Source organism: Enterobacter sp. MGH 16, assembly GCF_000493175.1.
Lineage (GTDB): Bacteria > Pseudomonadota > Gammaproteobacteria > Enterobacterales > Enterobacteriaceae > Enterobacter > Enterobacter roggenkampii.
The window spans coordinates 1,244,414-1,262,968 of sequence record NZ_KI535695.1 but is presented as its reverse complement, the minus strand read 5'-3'; the positions used below and the strand labels follow the sequence as shown (position 1 = coordinate 1,262,968).

Below are 18,555 nucleotides of genomic sequence, written 5' to 3'. Positions count from 1 at the left end.
CCACTACCGTAAAGGAAATGCAACTATGAGCGATGACGGACTGGCGCCAGGGAAACGTCTGTCTGAGATCCGCCAACAGCTGGGTCTCTCGCAGCGGCGTGCCGCCGAACTGTCTGGGTTAACACACAGTGCCATCAGCACCATTGAGCAGGACAAAGTCAGTCCTGCTATCAGTACGCTGCAAAAGCTGCTGAAAGTTTATGGGCTGTCGCTCTCGGAATTCTTTTCGGAACCGGAAAAACCTGATGAACCGCAGGTGGTTATTAATCAGGAAGACCTTATCGAAATAGGCAGTCAGGGGGTTTCGATGAAGCTGGTTCATAACGGAAATCCGAACCGTACGCTGGCGATGATTTTTGAAACTTACCAGCCTGGAACCACGACCGGAGAGAGGATCAAACACCAGGGTGAGGAGATCGGTACGATACTGGAAGGTGAAATATTGCTGACCATTAATGGCCAGCAATATCACCTGGTTGCGGGGCAGAGCTATGCCATCAATACCGGCATACCGCACAGCTTCAGCAACACCTCGGCAGGCATCTGCCGCATTATCAGTGCCCACACTCCCACCACGTTCTAATTACCACTCAGTCCCGGCGTAAGCGCGCTTACGCCGGGAAATATAAAAACGATCGCTGTCGGCATTTAACGGGTTAATTCCCGGGATGCCCCACGGCTTCGTATTGCCTGAAACGGCCATGCCTTTATTTATCTGATTGCGAAAGAAAGGAGTGAATATGCATTTTCAGCACCTGACTTACTGGCAGGATAAAGCAAAAAACAGCGCCATTGAGACCCGGTTATTTATTAACGGCGCCTATTGTGACGCCGCCGATAATGCCACGTTTGAAACCGTCAATCCCGCGACCCAGCAGACGCTGGCGAACGTCGCACGGGGCAAACAGGCGGACGTGGACCGCGCGGTTCAGGCCGCGCGTGCGGTATTTGAGCGCGGTGACTGGTCGCAGGCGTCTCCGGCGCAGCGCAAGGCCGTGCTCAATACGCTCGCCGATTTAATGGAACGCCATAGCGAAGAGCTGGCCTTACTGGAAACGCTGGACACCGGTAAACCCATCCGCCACAGCCTGCGCGACGATATTCCCGGCGCGGCGCGCGCCATTCGCTGGTACGCCGAAGCGGCGGATAAAGTCTACGGCGAAGTGGCGCCTACGGGGCCGGGCGAGCTGGCGATGATCGTGCGCGAGCCCATCGGGGTTGTTGCGGCCATCGTCCCCTGGAACTTCCCGCTGCTGCTGGCCTGCTGGAAGCTGGGCCCGGCGCTGATCGCGGGCAACAGCGTGGTATTGAAACCATCGGAGAAATCACCGCTCACCGCCCTGCGGCTGGCCGGACTGGCGAAAGAGGCGGGCCTGCCTGACGGCGTGCTGAACGTGATAAGCGGTTACGGCCACGAAGCGGGCCAGGCGCTGGCACTGCATCCGGAGGTCGAGGTGCTGACGTTTACCGGCTCTACCCGTACCGGCAAGCAGCTGTTGAAGGACGCGGGAGAAAGCAACATGAAGCGCGTCTGGCTGGAGGCGGGCGGCAAAAGCGCCAACATTATCTTTGCCGACTGTCCGGACCTGGACAAGGCCGTGAGCGCGACCGCCGCCGGAATTTTTTATAACCAGGGGCAAGTCTGTATCGCCGGCACCCGCCTGCTGCTCGAAGACAGCATCGCTGATGACTTCCTGGCAAGGCTGAAGGCGCAGGCCCGCCACTGGCAGCCGGGCGATCCGCTCGACCCCGACAGCACGATGGGGATGCTCATCGACGCCGCGCACGCCGATACCGTCCACACGTTTATTCGCGAGGGAACCCTGAAAGGTACACTGCTGCTGGACGGGCGGGAACAATCGTGGCCTTCCGCAGTCGGTCCAACCATTTTCGTCGACATCGACCCTGCCTCCCCGCTGTGCCGGGAAGAGATTTTCGGGCCGGTGCTGGTCGTCACCCGTTTTAAAACCGAAGAGGACGCCTTAACGCAGGCCAACGACAGTGAATATGGGCTTGGCGCGGCGGTATGGACCCGCGATCTCTCCCGCGCGCACCGCATGAGCCGCCGCCTGAAAGCTGGCTCGGTCTTCGTCAATAACTATAACGACGGTGATATGACCGTCCCCTTTGGCGGCTATAAGCAGAGCGGCAACGGTCGCGATAAGTCCCTGCACGCGCTGGAAAAATTTACCGAACTGAAAACCATCTGGATTGCCATGGAGCCTCAATCATGACCGAACATACCACCAGCTACTACGCGGCCAGCGCGAACGCTTACGAACCTTTCCCGACGCTTAACGAATCGATCAGCTGTGACGTGTGCGTGGTGGGCGGCGGCTATACCGGCCTCTCCTCCGCGCTGCATCTCGCCGAAATGGGCTATGACGTGGTGCTCCTTGAAGGGGCGCGCATCGGCTTCGGCGCCAGCGGACGCAACGGCGGCCAGCTGGTTAACTCCTACAGCCGCGACATCGACGTGATCGAGAAAAACTACGGGCCCGATGCCGCCAGAATGCTCGGGAGCATGATGTTTGAAGGCGGGGAGATCATCCGGGAGCGTATCCAGCGCTATCAGATCCAGTGCGACTATCGTCCCGGCGGGCTGTTTGTGGCGCTAAACCATAAGCAGCTGGAGACGCTGGAGGAGCAAAAAGCCAACTGGGAACGCTACGGCAACACGCAGCTGGAGCTGCTGGACGCCAGCGCCATCCGCCGGGAAGTCGACAGCGAACGCTATACCGGCGCGCTGCTGGACCGCAGCGGGGGGCATATTCATCCGCTGAACCTGGCGATCGGCGAAGCGGACGCCATTCGCCTGAACGGTGGGCGGGTGTATGAACAGTCCCCGGTGACCGCCATTCAGCACACCAGCCCGGCCGTGGTGAGCACGCAGCATGGTCAGGTGACGGCCCGCTACGTGATCGTCGCCGGGAATGCCTATCTGGGCGATAAGATCGAACCGGAGCTGGCAAAACGCAGCATGCCCTGCGGCACCCAGGTGGTGACCACCGCCCCGCTGCCGGAAGAGCTCGCCCGCACGCTGATCCCCAATAACTACTGCGTGGAAGATTGTAACTACCTGCTGGATTACTACCGTCTCACCGCCGACAACCGCCTGCTGTACGGCGGTGGCGTCGTGTATGGCGCGCGCGATCCGGACGATGTCGAGCGCCTGGTGATGCCAAAGCTGCTGAAAACTTTCCCTCAGCTGGCAGGCGTCAAAATCGACTACCGCTGGACGGGCAACTTCCTGCTGACCCTGTCCCGTATGCCGCAGTTTGGTCGTCTGGACAAAAACATCTATTACATGCAGGGCTACAGCGGCCACGGCGTGACCTGCACCCACCTGGCCGGACGGCTGATCTCGGAACTGTTGCGCGGTGACGCAGAGCGCTTTGATGCGTTTGCCAACCTCCCGCACTACCCCTTCCCGGGCGGCCGCAGCCTGCGGATTCCATTTACGGCGATGGGCGCGGCGTACTACAGCCTGCGCGATCGTCTTGGCGTATGATCGTTTCGACAAAAGGGTATCTGACATGAGTAACCAGGAATTTCATCAGCGCAGACTTTCTGCCACCCCGCGCGGCGTTGGCGTAATGTGTAATTTCTTTGCCCGCTCGGCGGAGAATGCCACGCTTACCGACGTGGAAGGCAACGACTATATTGATTTCGCCGCCGGGATCGCGGTACTGAATACCGGCCATCGTCATCCTGAACTGGTGGCCGCAGTGGAAAAACAGCTTCACCAGTTCACCCACACGGCCTACCAGATTGTGCCGTATGAAAGCTACGTTTCATTGGCCGAAAAACTTAACGAGCTGGCTCCGGTGCAGAGCCCGGCCAAAACGGCGTTCTTCACAACGGGCGCGGAAGCGGTGGAAAATGCCATTAAAATCGCCCGGGCCCACACCGGCAGACCGGGCGTGATTGCCTTCGGGGGAGGCTTTCACGGCCGAACCTATATGACCATGGCCTTAACCGGCAAGGTCGCGCCCTACAAGCTGGGATTTGGCCCCTTCCCGGGCTCGGTTTATCACGTGCCGTATCCCTCCGAGCTGCACGGCATCACGACGCAGGATGCCATCACGGCGATAGAACGCCTGTTCAAAGCAGATATTGAGGCGAAACAGGTGGCGGCGATTATTTTTGAACCCATTCAGGGTGAAGGCGGATTCAACGTCGCCCCGCCAGAACTGGTGGCCGCCATCCGCCGTATTTGTGATGAGCACGGGATCGTGATGATTGCCGACGAAGTGCAGAGCGGCTTCGCCCGAACGGGGAAACTGTTTGCGATGGAACACTACGCGGACAAACCCGACCTGATGACGATGGCTAAAAGCCTGGCAGGCGGAATGCCGCTGTCCGGCGTGGTGGGCCGCGCCGAAATCATGGACGCGCCGGCTCCCGGCGGCCTGGGGGGCACCTATGCAGGCAACCCGCTTGCGGTGGCCGCCGCGCACGCGGTGCTGAAGATTATCGACAACGAGTCGCTGTGCGCGCGTGCCCGTCAGCTGGGCGATCGGCTGAAGGCCACGCTGGAGGAGATTCAGGGCACCTTCCCTGCGCTCGTGGCGATAAGGGGAAGAGGATCGATGATTGCGGCGGAGTTTTTTGACCCCGAGAGCCGTGAACCGTCGGCCGCCATCGCGCAGGCGATCCAGCAAAAGGCGCTCGCCCAGGGCCTGCTGTTATTGATCTGCGGCCAGTACGGCAACGTGATCCGCTTCCTTTATCCGCTGACCATTCCGGACGCTCAGTTCAACCAGGCGCTGGCGATCCTGCAACAGGTTATGCGCGATAAGTCCTGAGTGCCCACCGAAAACCGTCTCCCGGAATGCCGGGGACGGTTTCAACGGAGGAGATCGGCACAGATTTCCTCCGTGTGGGAAATGTTGGGGAATTGGGTCTGTTTCATTGTATGCTCCCTGAAACACATCCCCGGCATGAGGAAATAAGAATTGCAAAAAACATCAGCCTATCAGTCACTTGTGAAAACCTTCCAGCGTCTCTCCCGCTTCTCGCACCTTACCTCCATCGCCAGCTGGGACATGTTTACCATGATGCCGCCCGGCGGCAGCGCCGCGCGCGGCGAGGCGCTGGCGGAGATGAGCGTCCTGCAGCACCAGATCCTGACCGATAAAAAAGTCGGCGACCTGTTAGCGGCGGCAGCAGGAGAAGATCTGAATGACGTCGAACAGGCCAACCTGCGCGAAATGACGCGCCACTACCAGCAGGCAACCCTGCTGCCGGAATCGCTGGTGGAAGCCAAATCCCTGGCGGGCAGCAGGTGCGAGCACGCCTGGCGCACGCAGCGTCCCGCCAACGACTGGCAGGGCTTTTCCGCCAACCTGAAAGAGGTGGTCAAACTCAGCCGTGAAGAGGCGCGCCTGCGGGCGGAAGCCAAAGGCTGCACACCGTACGACGCGCTGCTGGATATTTTTGAGCCCGACATGACCAGCGCCCGTCTGGACGTTCTGTTCGGCGATATGAAATCCTGGCTGCCGGACCTGCTGGCAAACGTCGTGGAAAAGCAGGCGCAACGTTCGTTTGTTCCTCCTCAGGGCCCGTTCCCGACCGCAACACAGCGCGAACTGGGCCTGGAAGCCATGAAAATGCTCGGCTTCGATTTTAACGGCGGTCGCCTCGACGTGAGTGCGCACCCGTTCTGCGGCGGCGTACCGGAAGACGTGCGCATCACCACGCGCTACGACGAGGATGAACTGCTCAGCGCGCTGTTTGGCGTGATCCACGAAACCGGACACGCGCGCTACGAACAAAACCTGCCGCGCGCGTGGGCAGGACAGCCGATTGCGCTGGCCCGCTCAACCGCGATCCACGAATCCCAGAGCCTGTTCTTTGAGATGCAGCTGGGACGCAGTGAAGCCTTCCTCAAGCATCTTCTCCCTGCGGTGCACGCCCGCTTTGGCAGCCAGGCGGCGTTCAGCGAAGAGAATTTTATCGCCTGGAACCAGCGCGTGAAGCCGGGCTATATCCGCGTCGATGCGGACGAAGTGAGCTACCCGGCACACGTGGTGCTGCGCTATGAGATTGAGCGCGCGCTGATCAACGGCGAGATCGAAGTGGACGATATCCCTGCCCTGTGGGACGAGAAAATGCAGGCCTGGCTCGGGTTATCCACCAAAGACAACTACCGCAACGGCTGCATGCAGGATATCCACTGGACCGACGGCGGTTTTGGCTACTTCCCATCCTATACGCTGGGGGCCATGTATGCCGCACAGCTGTTCCACGCCGCGAAAACGGCGCTTCCGGGTCTGCAGGCCTCCATCGCTGAGGGCGATTTTTCCGCACTCTTTGAGTGGCTGCGTCAGAACATCTGGCAGCACGGCAGTCGCTTCAGCACGTCGCAGTTAATCACCCAGGCGACGGGCGAAGATCTGAATATCCGTTATTTCCGCGAGCATCTGACCTCCCGTTATCTTTAATCCCTCTGCCGGAGCCTGCTCCGGCACTCTTCTCACCCTTTTCAATAAGAATATGATTTAGCACATATTGCCATGATTGCGCCGGGTGTATGAATGCGTGTCCTTCCGACACAATTAGACTGCTATCAGGCCAGGATTAAAAAAATAAAGGGATCAATGATGAAAGGCATAATGAAAACGGTGTTAGCGATTCTGTGTGCGACCAGTTTAAGTACTTTCGCAGCCACGGATAATACCCCGCAAGACGCGTTCAACGATATTACCCGCTCTCTTGCAGACCTCCAGCCCATCACGTTTCAGGCTCCCGCTGAAAAATATAAGCTGCTGGTGTTTATTGATAATCAGTGCATTTACTGCAGCAATGTAGTGAAAAACGTTAAGCAATATACGGATGCCGGTTTGACGATGTCGTTTCTGACCGTTGCGCCCAGCGCCATTCGCGACTCGGTAATTGAAGATATGGGGCGCGTCTGGTGTTCAGCCGATAAGGTCAAAAGCCTGCAACAAGCGATGGCGGGATTTTTACCGAATAACGACACCACGACAGCGTGCTCCGATCTGATCGCGCGGCAATCTGCACTGGCAGAACGTTTGGGCATTAGCGTCACCCCGGTAATGGTGGTTATTGAGCCTGAATCACGGTCGATTATAGGCAGTCAGTCTCCGGCGGCTATTCTGGCCACACTGAAAAGATAACAGAGACCTGTACGAGCAGCGGCGTTTGGTCTGTTCGTACACTTTTCTCCCCTCTGTACATTCCGTTACACGCCGATACCAATCACTCACGGAAACCCCGAATTTACAGGGATATAGTTATTTCAACGGCCCCGCAGTGGGGTTAAATGAAAAACCAAATTCGAGGGTATGAACATGAAAAAAGTATTAGCTCTGGTTGTTGCCGCTGCTATGGGTCTGTCTTCTGCTGCGTTCGCTGCTGAAACCACTGCTGCACCGGCTGCTGCGGCACCTGCTGCAACGACCACCGCGGCACCAGCAAAAACTGTCCATCACAAGAAACATCATAAAGCCGCTAAACCGGCTGCAGAGCAAAAAGCCCAGGCCGCTAAAAAGCACCACAAAAAAGCGACCAAACCAGCTGCAGAGCAGAAAGCCCAGGCTGCTAAAAAGCACCATAAAAAAGCGACCAAACCGGCTGTAGAACAGAAAGCCCAGGCTGCTAAAAAGCATCACAAAAAAGCAGTAAAACACGAAGCTGCTAAACCAGCTGCACAGCCAGCTGCGTAAGAGTACAAGCTAAACCGTGCCCTTCCGGGCACGTTGGTAAACCGGCGCTGAACCGGAACAGGTTCCGCGCCGTTTTTTTATCCGGAGGGCGTATGCTGCGGCGCTATCGGTTTGAGCTGATTCTGATCCTGCTTATTTTATGCGCGCTCATCGCCAGCCATTTTTATCTTTCCTGAATGTAGCACGCTGATTTTACTCCCACTTTAGCGCTGTCCCGTCTATAGTATTTTCATAGGGTTCACTTTTAATAATCATAATTACCCCCACCAGAGTGAGATATGCGTAAATCTGTTGTGTTGTTACTGGGAACGTTTGGTCTTTTTTCTGGATTCTCACATGCGGATGATGGCGGTGATGACACCATTAGCGCGAAAGAGCTAAAGACGCTTTTTTTCAATCATGACGACCGTACGCGCGTCGCCGATCCCACCCAGGCGCCCTGGGATGCTATAGGTCAACTGGAAACCGCCAGCGGTAACTTATGTACTGCGACGCTGATTACCCCACAGCTTGCCCTGACGGCAGGCCACTGTCTGTTAACGCCGCCAAACGGCAAGCCGGATAAAGCGGTGGCCTTGCGGTTTGTGTCGCAAAAAGGCACCTGGCGCTATGAAATCCACGGCATTGAAGGCCGGGTCGATCCGTCTCTCGGCAAACGGCTGAAACCGGATGGTGACGGCTGGATCGTGCCACCGGCGGCCGCCTCATGGGACTTTGGCCTGATCGTTTTACGCTACCCCCCTTCCGGCATTTCGCCGCTGCCGTTATTTGACGGCGATAAAGACGCACTCACCGCCGCGCTGAAAGCCGCCGACCGGAAGGTGACGCAGTCTGGCTATCCTGTCGACCATCTGGATACCCTTTACACCCACACCGACTGTATTGTGACGGGCTGGGCGCAAACCAGCGTACTCTCGCACCAGTGTGATACGTTGCCGGGCGACAGTGGTTCACCGCTGATGCTGAAAACAGATAACGGCTGGCAGTTGATTGGCGTGCAGAGCTCTGCACCGGCGGCGAAAGATCGCTGGCGGGCCGATAACCGGGCCTTGTCCGTGACCGGTTTTCGCGACAAGCTGGAAGCGCTGGCGCAGCAGTAAATCAGCATCGTCTGACCTGATGTAATGCCCTGATTGACTCAATCGGCATCGGCTGGCTGAACCAGAAACCCTGCAGTTGATCGCAGCCAGCCAGCCGCAACAGTTTCATTTGTCTTTCGGTCTCGACCCCTTCGGCGACCACCGCCATCCCCAGCGCGTTGGCGATCCGCACCGTGCCGCTCACCAGCGCGGCCGCCTGTTCATCGTGGTCCACCAGCCCGGCCAGCGATTTATCAATCTTGATGGTGTCGAAGTTAAAACGCCGCAAATAGCCAATGCTGGAATAGCCGGTGCCAAAGTCGTCCAGCGCCACCGCGGTGCCCAGCGCTTTAAGATTGGCTATCGCCATGCGGGCACGCTCCGGGTTTTCCAGCACATAGGACTCCGTGACCTCCAGCTGCAGTCGGTTGGCAGGAAAATGGGTGGTTTCCAGCACGCTGGCCACTTTGTCTTCGAAGGCGGGATCGCGGAATTGTGCGGGAGAAATATTAACGGAAAGCGTTAAGTCACCGTATGGCTGGAGGTCCTGACAGGCGCGCTGCAACACAAACTGGCCCAGTTTGTAAATCAGGCCGCTGGTCTCCGCGATGGCGATGAAGGTATCCGGGCCCAGCGGCCCTTCCGGGCGACGCGGCCAGCGGACTAACGCTTCGACGCTGCTCATTTTCTGGCTGCGGGCGTCAATAATCGGCTGGTACCAGACCTCAAACTCATCGCGCTCCAGACCATTACGGATCTGATTTTCAATCGCCAGCTTGCGCTCACGGGCGCTGTTCAGCTCGGCGTCGTAGTGGGTGATACGCCCTTTCCCGCTCATTTTGGCATGGTACATGGCAATATCGGCGCGACGAAACAGCTCGGAGCTGGTGCATTCAATCAGGGTTCCGCTGGCGATCCCGATACTGGCCCCGATATGGATGGTGCGTTCCCCCAGCTGAATCGGGGCGGAGAGAGAATCCAGCACCGACACGGCAAAAGCGGTGGCCTGTGTCTCTGCCTTATCACCGCCGATTGTCATGGCAAACTCATCCCCGCCCATACGCGCCAGCATTCCCCCCGGCGGCACGCGTTCACTCAGCGTTTTCGCAATCGCCACGATGAGATCGTCACCCACGCTGTGGCCGTAGATGTCATTCACGTCTTTAAAGCCATCCAGATCGATAAACACCACGCTTTTGACGTCGATATCTCCGCGTAAGCTCACCCGATCCAGCGCCTCGATGAGCGCTCGCCGGTTCGGCAGATGGCTTAGCCAGTCCGTTCTGGCCACCAGACGCGCCTGGCTTTCTCCGCGCGCAAGCTTGTACAGCCCCACGCTGCTCACCAGAATAAAGAGCAGGATCAGGGCCGATGCCAGCACGACAATCTGGGTGATATCAGAGGATGCCGCCCGGGCGGCCTGCGCTCCCGGAAGCCGTGCCTGCCAGTTAAGATAGCCCAGCAGCTCCCCTGCCGAACTGCGCAGCGGCATACTCAGCTCGTTAATTTTATCCGGCGTAAAGTGCAGGTTATCGATCTGAAAGGTCGACCCCAGGTCGGATAAAATTCTGGCGTTCAGATGACGGGTGACTACCAGATAGCGGCGCGTTCCGTCGGTAACCTGTAATCTTCCGACCATCGGGCGAATCAGCCCAATGCCCACAAAGGCGACGCCGCTTCGCGTTTTGCTGATCCCGGCATAGATATTTTTATCGCCTGATAAGGCGCGCGCGTGCTGAGCAATCAGGGCTTTCAGCCCCTTACCGAAAAAATCGAGATTCGTCTCCTGAAATGGCTGACTTTGAAACGATCCCCAGATGACGTTGAAATGCTCATCAAGCACGAAGGTGCCATCATAGAGGTTGTTGATTTTAAAGCCGGCGCCCCAGGTGTTATACAACCAGTTGGTATCGAGCGTGGGACGGTAGGCCTCCCGCACCGCATCGTCCCAGACGGCGTTATCCAGCACCAGCGAGGAGACGCGGTTGACCGATGTCTGAATGGCCCCCTGCACGGAAAGCGCCGCGCGGTGTTCATCAATTTCATTGGTTTTGGTGCTGATAAGATGCAGGGAAAGATAGAGGAGTGCGACGACGGAGATGATTAAGCCGATGCCCGCCATAAAGACCATGGCAAACAACGTTCTCGCGGTGGGAATATTGCGCCAGCTTAATGTGCGATACATCCGCCATCCTCTTCAGGGTTTTGCTTTTCTAAGCGTAATACAGGCAGCGAATTTCGCTGCCTGTAAAGGATGGCTTTATGAGCGTCAGGCGAGTTTTATCATAATCATACCGGCAAGCAGCAAGATGAGTCCCATCCAGCCCTTGTTATTTAAACGCTGGCCGAAGAGCACCCAGCCTGCGGCCAGCGTGGCGGCGATACCAAAACCGCCCCACAGCGCATAGGCCACCGAAAGGTCAATCCCTTTTACCGCCTGGGACAGCGCGCTGAACGCGCCCAGAACCGCGGCAATCGACATCAGGCCGTAGAGCTTACGGCGAAAACCATCGGAGAATTTCAGCAGAACGTTCGCCAGAATTTCCAGCACGATGGCGAACCCCAGCCAGGCCGCATGAACCCACTCAAACTGTTGCATGGTTCTGCTCCTTCTGCACTTTAGACGGCTTACGGGTACCTGATTTAATCAGCACAATACCCGCGACCAGCGTCGTTAATCCGGCGACCTTCATTGTTGTTAATGTTTCGTCAAATATCAGCACGCTGAACAGCGTAATCAACAAAATACCGATCCCTTCCCACAGGGCATACGCGACGCCCAGCGCAATTTTTTTCACCGCAAATGAGAGGAAAATATAAGAAAGCGAAATCATCACCAGCATCAAAATAAAACCAGTATTGCCATCGCTGACGCTTGCCCACTTCATCGACAGCGTGCCGGTAATTTCAGCAATAATAGCCAGTGCTAATAAAATCCAGTAAAACATGTTTTTCTCCTGCTTGAGAATATAATCCATCGTGGCCCGCTGCGTGCAGCAAACCCAAAAATACGAATTGAAATCAGTCAGCTAAGCGCTTAGCGCCAGCTCAGGCAGAAGAAATGACTAGAGTGCGGTGCGCCAGTGTTGCTCACCAGAAAGCAGGCAGAAAGAGGTGGAGTATACAGCAGTATTGTTTGAAGAGTACGTCCTGAACATATTGTCCATAAAATTACAATTATCCGCGTTGTTGCTTCTCGTCTTTGCGGATGAAAATTGTCCTCGGTAGTTAAACACACCGAATTTGTACCATAAGCCAGGATTTTACTCAAAGTCTTTGCAATTCTTTACCCACCCCGTTTGATTTTGGTTAGTTTATTGCAACGCCTTTCGCCTTTATTATAAAAATAACGAAAATTGCGGAGTCACCATGGCTAAACCCATCATTACCCTGAACGGGTTAAAAATTGTCATCATGCTGGGCATGCTGGTGATCATATTGACAGGCGTGCGCTTTGCCGCCGACATTATTGTGCCCTTTATTCTGGCCCTGTTTATTGCGGTGATCCTCAACCCGCTGGTGCAGCGCATGACGCGGCTTCGCATCCCACGCGTGCTGGCCATCACGCTGCTTATCAGCATCATTATTGTGGCGATGGTGCTGCTGGTCGCTTATCTGGGCACCTCGCTCAATGAACTGGCGCGAACGCTGCCGAAATATCGCTCTTCGCTGGCGATCCCCCTGCTGCAGCTGGAGCCCTGGCTGCAGCGCGCGGGGATCGAAGTCTCGGTTGAGGAACTCCTGAAATATATCGACCCCAATGCGGCGATGACGATCGTCACCAGCCTGCTGACGCAGCTTTCCAACGCCATGACCTCCATTTTCCTGCTGTTCTTAACGGTGGTGTTCATGCTCCTGGAGGTGCCCCAGCTGCCGGCAAAGCTGCAGCAGATCATGGTCCGTCCGGTTGAAGGAATGGGGGCGATTCAACGCGCGCTGGACAGCGTTTCCCGCTATCTGGTGCTGAAAACCGCCATTAGCCTGGTGACGGGCCTTGTCGTCTGGGTGATGCTTCTGACGCTGGACGTCCGCTTCGCGTTCGTCTGGGGGTTACTGGCGTTTGCGCTTAACTACATTCCCAACATTGGCTCCGTGCTGGCGGCGATCCCCCCTATCCTTCAGGTGCTGGTTTTCAGCGGGCTTTATGACGCGCTGATCCTGCTGGCCGGATACCTGGTCATCAATCTGGTGTTCGGTAACATACTGGAACCGCGCATGATGGGGCGGGGCCTGGGGCTGTCCACGCTGGTGGTCTTTTTGTCCCTGATATTCTGGGGCTGGCTGCTCGGGCCCGTCGGGATGCTGCTCTCCGTTCCGCTCACCATTATCGTCAAGATTGGTCTGGAGCAGACGGCGGGCGGGCAAAGTATCGCCGTGCTGCTGAGCGATATGGGTCATAAATAGCCGTCATTCCGCCATCGACAGGAGGGGCTTGCGGGTCCTTCCTCCTTCACGATAAGCGCTGAGCGCCCTTCGCCACTCCGCCAGCGGGTACACCGTAACGTCGCTGTACTCACTGCCGGGCAACCTCAGCAAGATGCGCTCGAACTCTGCGCGCCACGCCTCAACGCTGAGCGCATCCAGACCGTTTCGGATATGGAACCACGCCACGCGCGGCGCAGGCCGCCGCTGTGTGAAGGCTTGCCCGGACAGCAGCCCGTAGCAAACAAACATGCCCTGCTCGGGCATCACGCTGAGGATCGTTTCCGCAAGCGGCCCGCCGGTGGCATCGTAGACGATATCGCTACGGGCGGCGACGGTGCCGATTCTGTTTGCGTCATGCTGTGCGACAGGCGTGATGCCCATCGCCTCCAGCCGTTCAGCATGCACGGCAGAACGGTGAATGCCGTACACCGCTTCCGCCCCCGCCTGACGCGCCCACTGCCCCAGCAGGATGGCGCAATCGGATCCCGCAGCCGTGAGCAAGACCCGCTTTCCGCGCGGCGGGTAGCGGGTCAGCATCATCTGCGCCGCCAGCGGGTTGATGTAGGCCCGCGCGGCCAGGCGCGAGTCGACAGCGTCCGGAACGGGTATCGCATACTCTGCCGGACAGTCCACATAGCGCTGCCAGGTGCCCTGACCGCGCAGCGGCAGGACGCGCTTACCCACCAGATGCTTAAACGAGGCGGGCGCCCCGGTGACAACCCCAACACCTTCATACCCCGCGACAGCGGGTAACGGGGTTCTGTGGCGATAGGCACCGGTGATGGGGATAAGATCGGACGCGTTGACCGGAGAAAACAGCATCCGCACGCGGAGCTGTCCGGGCGCAAGCGCGCCCAGCGGCGCGTTTTCAGGTTGCAGAACAGAGTCTGGCTCGCCAAACCGGCGATACCAGAGGGCCAGGTTTTCCATTACGATCTCAAGGCTGATAGCGGAACTACTCGCGCCAGCCCATTGCCGGTGCGACATGTTTGAGAATAGACTCAATCACGTGCGCATTATAATCCACCCCCAGCTGGTTCGGTACGGTCAGTAAGAGCGTATCCGCCTCGGCAATCGCCTCGTCTTTTTTCAGCTGTTCAACCAGCTTGTCCGGCTCCGCGGCATAGCTGCGCCCGAAGATGGCGCGCGTTTTCTCATCAAGATAACCCACGCTATCGCTGTCGTTGCGGCTGGTGCCGAAATACATCCGGTCACGGTCGTCCATCAGCGCAAAAATACTGCGGCTAACCGACACGCGCGGCTCGCGCGTGTGCCCTGCGTCTTTCCAGGCCTGACGGTACGCGCGGATCTGTTTTGCCTGCTGAATGTGGAACGGCTCGCCGGTTTCATCGTCCTTCAGCGTTGAGCTTTGCAGGTTCATGCCCAGTTTTGCCGCCCATACCGCCGTCGCATTAGAACCCGCGCCCCACCAGATACGCTCGCGCAGCCCTTCTGAATAAGGCTCCAGACGCAGCAACCCCGGTGGATTGGGGAACATTGGCTGTGGGTTCGGTTTGGCAAACCCTTCCCCACGCAGCACCTCAAGCAGCACCTCGGTATGACGACGCGCCATATCCGACTCGTTTTCCCCTTCCTGCGGGACATAGCCGAAATGCCGCCAGCCATCAATAACCTGCTCCGGTGAGCCCCGGCTGATGCCCAGCTGCAGGCGACCGCCGGAAATCAGATCCGCCGCGCCCGCATCTTCGGCCATGTACATCGGATTTTCATAGCGCATGTCGATTACGCCGGTGCCAATTTCGATGGTTTTTGTTTTTGCCCCTATAGCGGCCAGCAGAGGGAACGGCGAGCTAAGCTGTCGGGCGAAGTGGTGCACGCGGAAATAGGCGCCGTCTGCCCCCAGCTCTTCAGCCGCCACGGCTAAATCGATGGACTGCAGCAGCGTATCGGCCGCCGAGCGCGTGCCGGACTGCGGTGAAGGCGTCCAGTGACCAAAGGATAAAAATCCGATCTTTTTCATAACCCTGTGTCCTGATAATGCGTTGCGTTCTGTCCACTTTACGCATTACCCGGTAAGAATAAATGCCGTTTATTTAACGGAATGGTTCAAATAAATTGACATAACTGACGGGTTCGTCACGACGCAACGTTATGGGATATACTCTTCCCCACTCTTTTCATGGCAGGTAAAACCGGCAATGGCTTTGATCCCCAAAAACTACGCGCGGCTGGAAAGCGGCTATCGCGAAAAAGCATTAAAAATTTATCCATGGGTGTGTGGACGCTGCTCGCGCGAGTTTGTCTATTCCAATCTGCGTGAACTCACGGTTCACCATATCGATCACGACCATACCAACAACCCGGAAGATGGCAGCAACTGGGAGCTGTTGTGCCTGTTTTGCCACGATCATGAGCATTCGAAATACACCGAAGCGGATCAGTACGGCACCACCGTGGTGGCCGGGGAAGACGCGCAAAAAGACGTGGGCGTCGCCACGTTTAACCCGTTTGCCGATTTAAAGGCGATGATGGATAAAAAGAAATAAACCTCTCGCCTCCTCGCTCACATCATGATCCGCGAATTTAGAATGTCCAGGTGATAGCGGCGGTTGCAGACCCCTCATTACGCCGCATCACGATCGGGCTATCATTGGCATGGTCGCCAAGCCAGGTATAGTCCGCGCTGAGGACAGTTCCCCAGTGAGCATCGAACTGATGGCTCCAGGTCAGGCTGGTGTCGACGCCGTAAAATCCACCCGGCGCAGCATAGCGGCGATAGCCGGTGCGGCGGCTCTGCTGCTCACTGACCCCATACCAGGTATTCAGGTAACGGCTGTCGCCAAACAGGGCCGCAGACTGAAAGGCTATCGTGTCCTGGTTATTTTGTACCGGGATCAGCGTAACGGAGGCCTGATAGCTTGCCCCCTGACTGTCGGTTAACGGCAGCGTCGCTTTGCCTTCCATGCTCAGCCATGGCGCAGCCTGCCAGCCCACGGCAAGGCCGGTATTCAGGGTGGCATCAATATCCCCCATCCCTTTCAGGTTGTTTGCCCCCTCGCGCCAGCCAGAATTTTTATCAGCCCTTCCGGGGTCGTAGCCCAGCGTGTGTTCGAAATACCAGCCGCTGTCGTTTTGCAGGTCATATCCCACCCCTTTTTGTGCATCAACAAAGAAAGCACCTTTGCGTCCCTGCAGCACAGGAACCACCTGCCACACCTGCTTGTCTGAGCCTGAGTAACGCGGGGCATATTGCCCTCCCAGCCCGACGGTTAAGGAATCGGACGCGGTGTCATCATCCGCCTGCGCGGCGGATGCCACGACCATCAGAAGCGGGACGGACATATACAGGACTTTTTTTATCGCTATCATACTGCTCTCCTTACAGACGCTGGCGTCTCCTGAGACAGGAACAGCCACACAATGTTGGCGCAGTATGATTTGGCTGAATCAATGAATCGTCGGGATAGTGTTAAGAAATGGTCAAGGTGAACGGATGTTATCCAGAAGAGTGCTGATTATTGAAGATGACGCCGACGCGGCTGGCGTGCTCGAAGCCTATTTACGGCGTGAAAATTACGACGTGACCATTACCGGAGACGGTCTTTCCGGGCTGGATATGGCGCAGCGGTGGAAGCCCGACCTCATCCTGCTGGATGTAATGCTGCCGGGACTTAACGGCACCGAGGTGCTGGCGGGCCTGCGTCGTAAAAGCGATGTGCCGGTGATCATGGTCACGGCCATGGGGGATACTCCCGATCGCATTGGCGCCCTGCGTTACGGTGCCGATGATTACGTTGTGAAGCCTTATCATCCGGGCGAAGTGGTAGCGCGGGTGCAGGCGGTGCTGCGGCGCAGCAGTAAAAAAGAGACAGAGGAAAAGATCCTTCGCTGGCAAACGCTGGCGGTGGATGTCGCCGCCATTGTGGCGTGCGTGGACAACGGCGACGACGCACCTGTGATGCTCGATCTTACGCCAACGGAATTCTCGCTTCTGGCAACGCTGCTGCGCTCGCCTGCGCACCCGTTCTCCCGCCAGTATTTACTGGAACACTGTTTGCCGGAAAGCGAGGCGCTGGAGCGCGTGGTGGACACCCATATTTATAACCTGCGTAAAAAACTCGAAGCGGTGGGTATTTCCGGCGTGCTGATCAACGTGCGCGGCGTGGGTTACAGGTTCAGACAGCCATGATAAAAAATCGGCACGCCTCTCTGTGGCGCTGGATTTGCGCGCGCATCCTGGCGCTGGCTATCGGCAGCGTGATCGTCATTGCCACCTGCATGTGGCTGCGCTATGCGGTACAGAACTACTGGATCATGGGCAGGATGCCGCCGGCAGTCCGGCAGGAGTTTCTTACGCTCAGCCAGAACCCGCAGGCCAACCCGGCCCGCTTCCACACGATTGTGGATACCTGGTGGGGCCTGAGCTATTCCACGCCGTCCATCGCCTCAGCGGACTGGGTCACGGTGGCCCTGCTGGTGCTGGTGATGATCCCGTTTATTGTGGTGATGGGGCTCAAACACGCCCGCCCGCTGGCGCTGCAGTTCAGCCGCCTTCGCGATGCGGCAAAGGATGTCGCCGAAGGGCAGTTTGGCCGTCAGGCAGAGCTGATCAAGGATGCACCGGCAGAAATGGTCAGCTTTGCGACCGACTTTAACTCCATGACGGGGCAACTGGCCCGCTATGAGAAAGAGCTCCGCGCCTCGCACGTCGCGATGGCGCACGAGCTGCGCTCGCCCCTGACGGCCGCCATCGGGCGTCTGCAGGGCATGTTAGACGGCGTGTTTGATGCCAGCCCGGCGCAGCTGGGCATGGTGATGAAACAGCTCCAGCACCTCAACCGCCTCACCGATGAGCTCCACCTTCTCTCTTTGGCAGACGCGGGTAACCTTGTGCTGGAGGACCAGCCGTTCTGTCTGGATGAGCTGATTCAGGAGCGGGCTGCCTGGATCATGCCCCAGGCGGATGCACATCATTTCAGGATAACGCTGCGTAACCCGCACACCAGCCCCTTCCGGGGCGATGCGTTCCGTATGGGACAGGTCGTTACCATCCTCATGGAAAATGCGCTACGTTACGGACGCGAAGGCGGCCACCTTGAGGTGGCGCTGCATTACGCCAGCGGGCATTACATCCTCGAATTCACCGATGACGGACCGGGCGTGTCGCCCCAGTTCTTACCGGAAATGTTTAAACGCTTTAGCCGCGAGGAGCAGTCCCGCGCGCGGCATTCCGGCGGCAGCGGCCTCGGTTTGTCCATCGCCCGGGCGATTTGCGAGGCGCATGGGGGTGAGATTAGCGCGTCATTACCGGAAACCGGCGGCCTTGCGGTGCGCATTTTGTTGCCCTGGCAGCCGTCTGATAATGAAAATCTCCCCTCTTGATAAAGCCTTGACAGAAC

General features: G+C 57.6%; 18 protein-coding genes. 12 read left to right on the top strand and 6 right to left on the bottom strand.

The genetic code is table 11. The features are described from left to right. Positions 1–25 precede the first annotated feature (25 nt). The 8 genes from puuR to L362_RS16650 all read left to right on the top strand — a co-directional run bounded on the left by puuR (position 26) and on the right by L362_RS16650 (position 8,791). On the top strand, positions 26–583 hold the full coding sequence (gene puuR, locus L362_RS16620) for an HTH-type transcriptional regulator PuuR (RefSeq protein ID WP_008502454.1): 558 nt from the start codon (positions 26–28) through the stop codon (positions 581–583). Between the two features lie 157 nt (positions 584–740). After that, entirely contained in the window at positions 741–2,234 is a 1,494-nt protein-coding gene (gene puuC, locus L362_RS16625; protein ID WP_023344010.1) for an aldehyde dehydrogenase PuuC, read from the top strand. Continuing rightward, the gene (locus L362_RS16630; protein WP_023327320.1) at positions 2,231–3,511 is read left to right on the top strand and encodes an NAD(P)/FAD-dependent oxidoreductase; all 1,281 of its coding nucleotides are present in this window, start codon (positions 2,231–2,233) and stop codon (positions 3,509–3,511) included. Before puuC ends, L362_RS16630 begins: the two co-directional genes overlap by 4 nt. A 25-nt stretch (positions 3,512–3,536) precedes the next feature. Further along, a complete protein-coding gene (gene puuE / locus L362_RS16635; RefSeq protein WP_023344009.1) occupies positions 3,537–4,808 on the top strand; it encodes a 4-aminobutyrate transaminase in 1,272 nt (423 codons plus the stop codon). 150 nt (positions 4,809–4,958) lie between these two features. Beyond that, positions 4,959–6,446 carry a carboxypeptidase M32 gene (locus L362_RS16640; RefSeq protein ID WP_023344008.1) on the top strand — a complete coding sequence of 496 codons (1,488 nt, stop codon included), beginning with the start codon at positions 4,959–4,961 and terminating at the stop codon, positions 6,444–6,446. A 156-nt stretch (positions 6,447–6,602) separates the two neighbouring features. Then, on the top strand, positions 6,603–7,142 hold the full coding sequence (locus tag L362_RS16645; protein WP_008502459.1) for a thioredoxin fold domain-containing protein: 540 nt from the start codon (positions 6,603–6,605) through the stop codon (positions 7,140–7,142). 174 nt (positions 7,143–7,316) lie between these two features. After that, on the top strand, positions 7,317–7,691 hold the full coding sequence (gene asr, locus L362_RS0122880; RefSeq protein WP_021241183.1) for an acid resistance repetitive basic protein Asr: 375 nt from the start codon (positions 7,317–7,319) through the stop codon (positions 7,689–7,691). Between the two features lie 278 nt (positions 7,692–7,969). Continuing rightward, a complete protein-coding gene (locus tag L362_RS16650) occupies positions 7,970–8,791 on the top strand; it encodes a trypsin-like serine peptidase (protein ID WP_023344007.1) in 822 nt (273 codons plus the stop codon). 1 nt (position 8,792) lies between these two features. On the opposite strand, the gene L362_RS16655 is transcribed toward L362_RS16650, so the two are convergent. From L362_RS16655 to mdtJ, 3 genes are all read right to left on the bottom strand, one after another. After that, positions 8,793–10,955: a bifunctional diguanylate cyclase/phosphodiesterase gene (locus L362_RS16655; protein ID WP_023344006.1), complete on the bottom strand. Its 2,163-nt coding sequence runs from the start codon at positions 10,953–10,955 to the stop codon at positions 8,793–8,795. A gap of 84 nt (positions 10,956–11,039) precedes the next feature. Beyond that, positions 11,040–11,369: a multidrug/spermidine efflux SMR transporter subunit MdtI gene (mdtI, locus tag L362_RS16660; RefSeq protein WP_008502462.1), complete on the bottom strand. Its 330-nt coding sequence runs from the start codon at positions 11,367–11,369 to the stop codon at positions 11,040–11,042. Further along, entirely contained in the window at positions 11,356–11,718 is a 363-nt protein-coding gene (gene mdtJ, locus L362_RS16665; protein ID WP_008502463.1) for a multidrug/spermidine efflux SMR transporter subunit MdtJ, read from the bottom strand. The genes mdtI and mdtJ overlap by 14 nt, the downstream gene beginning before the upstream one ends. 421 nt (positions 11,719–12,139) lie before the next feature. Here mdtJ and L362_RS16670 point away from each other — a divergent pair, with 421 nt between their 5' ends. Continuing rightward, entirely contained in the window at positions 12,140–13,174 is a 1,035-nt protein-coding gene (locus tag L362_RS16670; protein WP_023344005.1) for an AI-2E family transporter, read from the top strand. Positions 13,175–13,177: 3 nt separating this feature from the next. On the opposite strand, the gene L362_RS16675 is transcribed toward L362_RS16670, so the two are convergent. Then, entirely contained in the window at positions 13,178–14,125 is a 948-nt protein-coding gene (locus L362_RS16675) for a zinc-dependent alcohol dehydrogenase family protein (protein WP_023344004.1), read from the bottom strand. A gap of 25 nt (positions 14,126–14,150) precedes the next feature. After that, a complete protein-coding gene (locus L362_RS16680) occupies positions 14,151–15,176 on the bottom strand; it encodes an LLM class flavin-dependent oxidoreductase (RefSeq protein ID WP_023344003.1) in 1,026 nt (341 codons plus the stop codon). A gap of 178 nt (positions 15,177–15,354) precedes the next feature. On the opposite strand from L362_RS16680, the gene yajD reads away from it, so the two are divergent. Continuing rightward, a complete protein-coding gene (gene yajD / locus L362_RS16685; RefSeq protein ID WP_003857471.1) occupies positions 15,355–15,702 on the top strand; it encodes an HNH nuclease YajD in 348 nt (115 codons plus the stop codon). A 37-nt stretch (positions 15,703–15,739) separates the two neighbouring features. Here the strand turns inward: yajD and L362_RS16690 are convergent, their stop codons facing one another. Further along, the gene (locus L362_RS16690; protein WP_023344002.1) at positions 15,740–16,525 is read right to left on the bottom strand and encodes a MipA/OmpV family protein; all 786 of its coding nucleotides are present in this window, start codon (positions 16,523–16,525) and stop codon (positions 15,740–15,742) included. Between the two features lie 124 nt (positions 16,526–16,649). Between L362_RS16690 and L362_RS16695 the strand changes: the two genes are divergently transcribed. After that, a complete protein-coding gene (locus L362_RS16695) occupies positions 16,650–17,345 on the top strand; it encodes a response regulator (protein ID WP_008500520.1) in 696 nt (231 codons plus the stop codon). Continuing rightward, entirely contained in the window at positions 17,342–18,538 is a 1,197-nt protein-coding gene (locus tag L362_RS16700; protein ID WP_023344001.1) for a sensor histidine kinase, read from the top strand. Before L362_RS16695 ends, L362_RS16700 begins: the two co-directional genes overlap by 4 nt. Positions 18,539–18,555 lie beyond the last annotated feature (17 nt).

Bases quoted from the DNA above. Each gene is read 5' to 3' on its own strand.
- L362_RS16650 (WP_023344007.1), top strand. From the start codon at position 7,970: ATGCGTAAATCTGTTGTGTTGTTACTGGGAACGTTTGGTCTTTTTTCT.
- L362_RS16700 (WP_023344001.1), top strand. From the start codon at position 17,342: ATGATAAAAAATCGGCACGCCTCTCTGTGGCGCTGGATTTGCGCGCGC.
- L362_RS16695 (WP_008500520.1), top strand. From the start codon at position 16,650: ATGTTATCCAGAAGAGTGCTGATTATTGAAGATGACGCCGACGCGGCT.
- asr (WP_021241183.1), top strand. From the start codon at position 7,317: ATGAAAAAAGTATTAGCTCTGGTTGTTGCCGCTGCTATGGGTCTGTCT.
- L362_RS16645 (WP_008502459.1), top strand. From the start codon at position 6,603: ATGATGAAAGGCATAATGAAAACGGTGTTAGCGATTCTGTGTGCGACC.
- L362_RS16680 (WP_023344003.1), bottom strand. From the start codon at position 15,176: ATGAAAAAGATCGGATTTTTATCCTTTGGTCACTGGACGCCTTCACCG.
- L362_RS16670 (WP_023344005.1), top strand. From the start codon at position 12,140: ATGGCTAAACCCATCATTACCCTGAACGGGTTAAAAATTGTCATCATG.
- L362_RS16630 (WP_023327320.1), top strand. From the start codon at position 2,231: ATGACCGAACATACCACCAGCTACTACGCGGCCAGCGCGAACGCTTAC.
- mdtJ (WP_008502463.1), bottom strand. From the start codon at position 11,718: ATGTTTTACTGGATTTTATTAGCACTGGCTATTATTGCTGAAATTACC.
- mdtI (WP_008502462.1), bottom strand. From the start codon at position 11,369: ATGCAACAGTTTGAGTGGGTTCATGCGGCCTGGCTGGGGTTCGCCATC.
- L362_RS16655 (WP_023344006.1), bottom strand. From the start codon at position 10,955: ATGTATCGCACATTAAGCTGGCGCAATATTCCCACCGCGAGAACGTTG.
- puuC (WP_023344010.1), top strand. From the start codon at position 741: ATGCATTTTCAGCACCTGACTTACTGGCAGGATAAAGCAAAAAACAGC.
- L362_RS16675 (WP_023344004.1), bottom strand. From the start codon at position 14,125: ATGGAAAACCTGGCCCTCTGGTATCGCCGGTTTGGCGAGCCAGACTCT.
- puuE (WP_023344009.1), top strand. From the start codon at position 3,537: ATGAGTAACCAGGAATTTCATCAGCGCAGACTTTCTGCCACCCCGCGC.
- L362_RS16690 (WP_023344002.1), bottom strand. From the start codon at position 16,525: ATGATAGCGATAAAAAAAGTCCTGTATATGTCCGTCCCGCTTCTGATG.
- puuR (WP_008502454.1), top strand. From the start codon at position 26: ATGAGCGATGACGGACTGGCGCCAGGGAAACGTCTGTCTGAGATCCGC.
- yajD (WP_003857471.1), top strand. From the start codon at position 15,355: ATGGCTTTGATCCCCAAAAACTACGCGCGGCTGGAAAGCGGCTATCGC.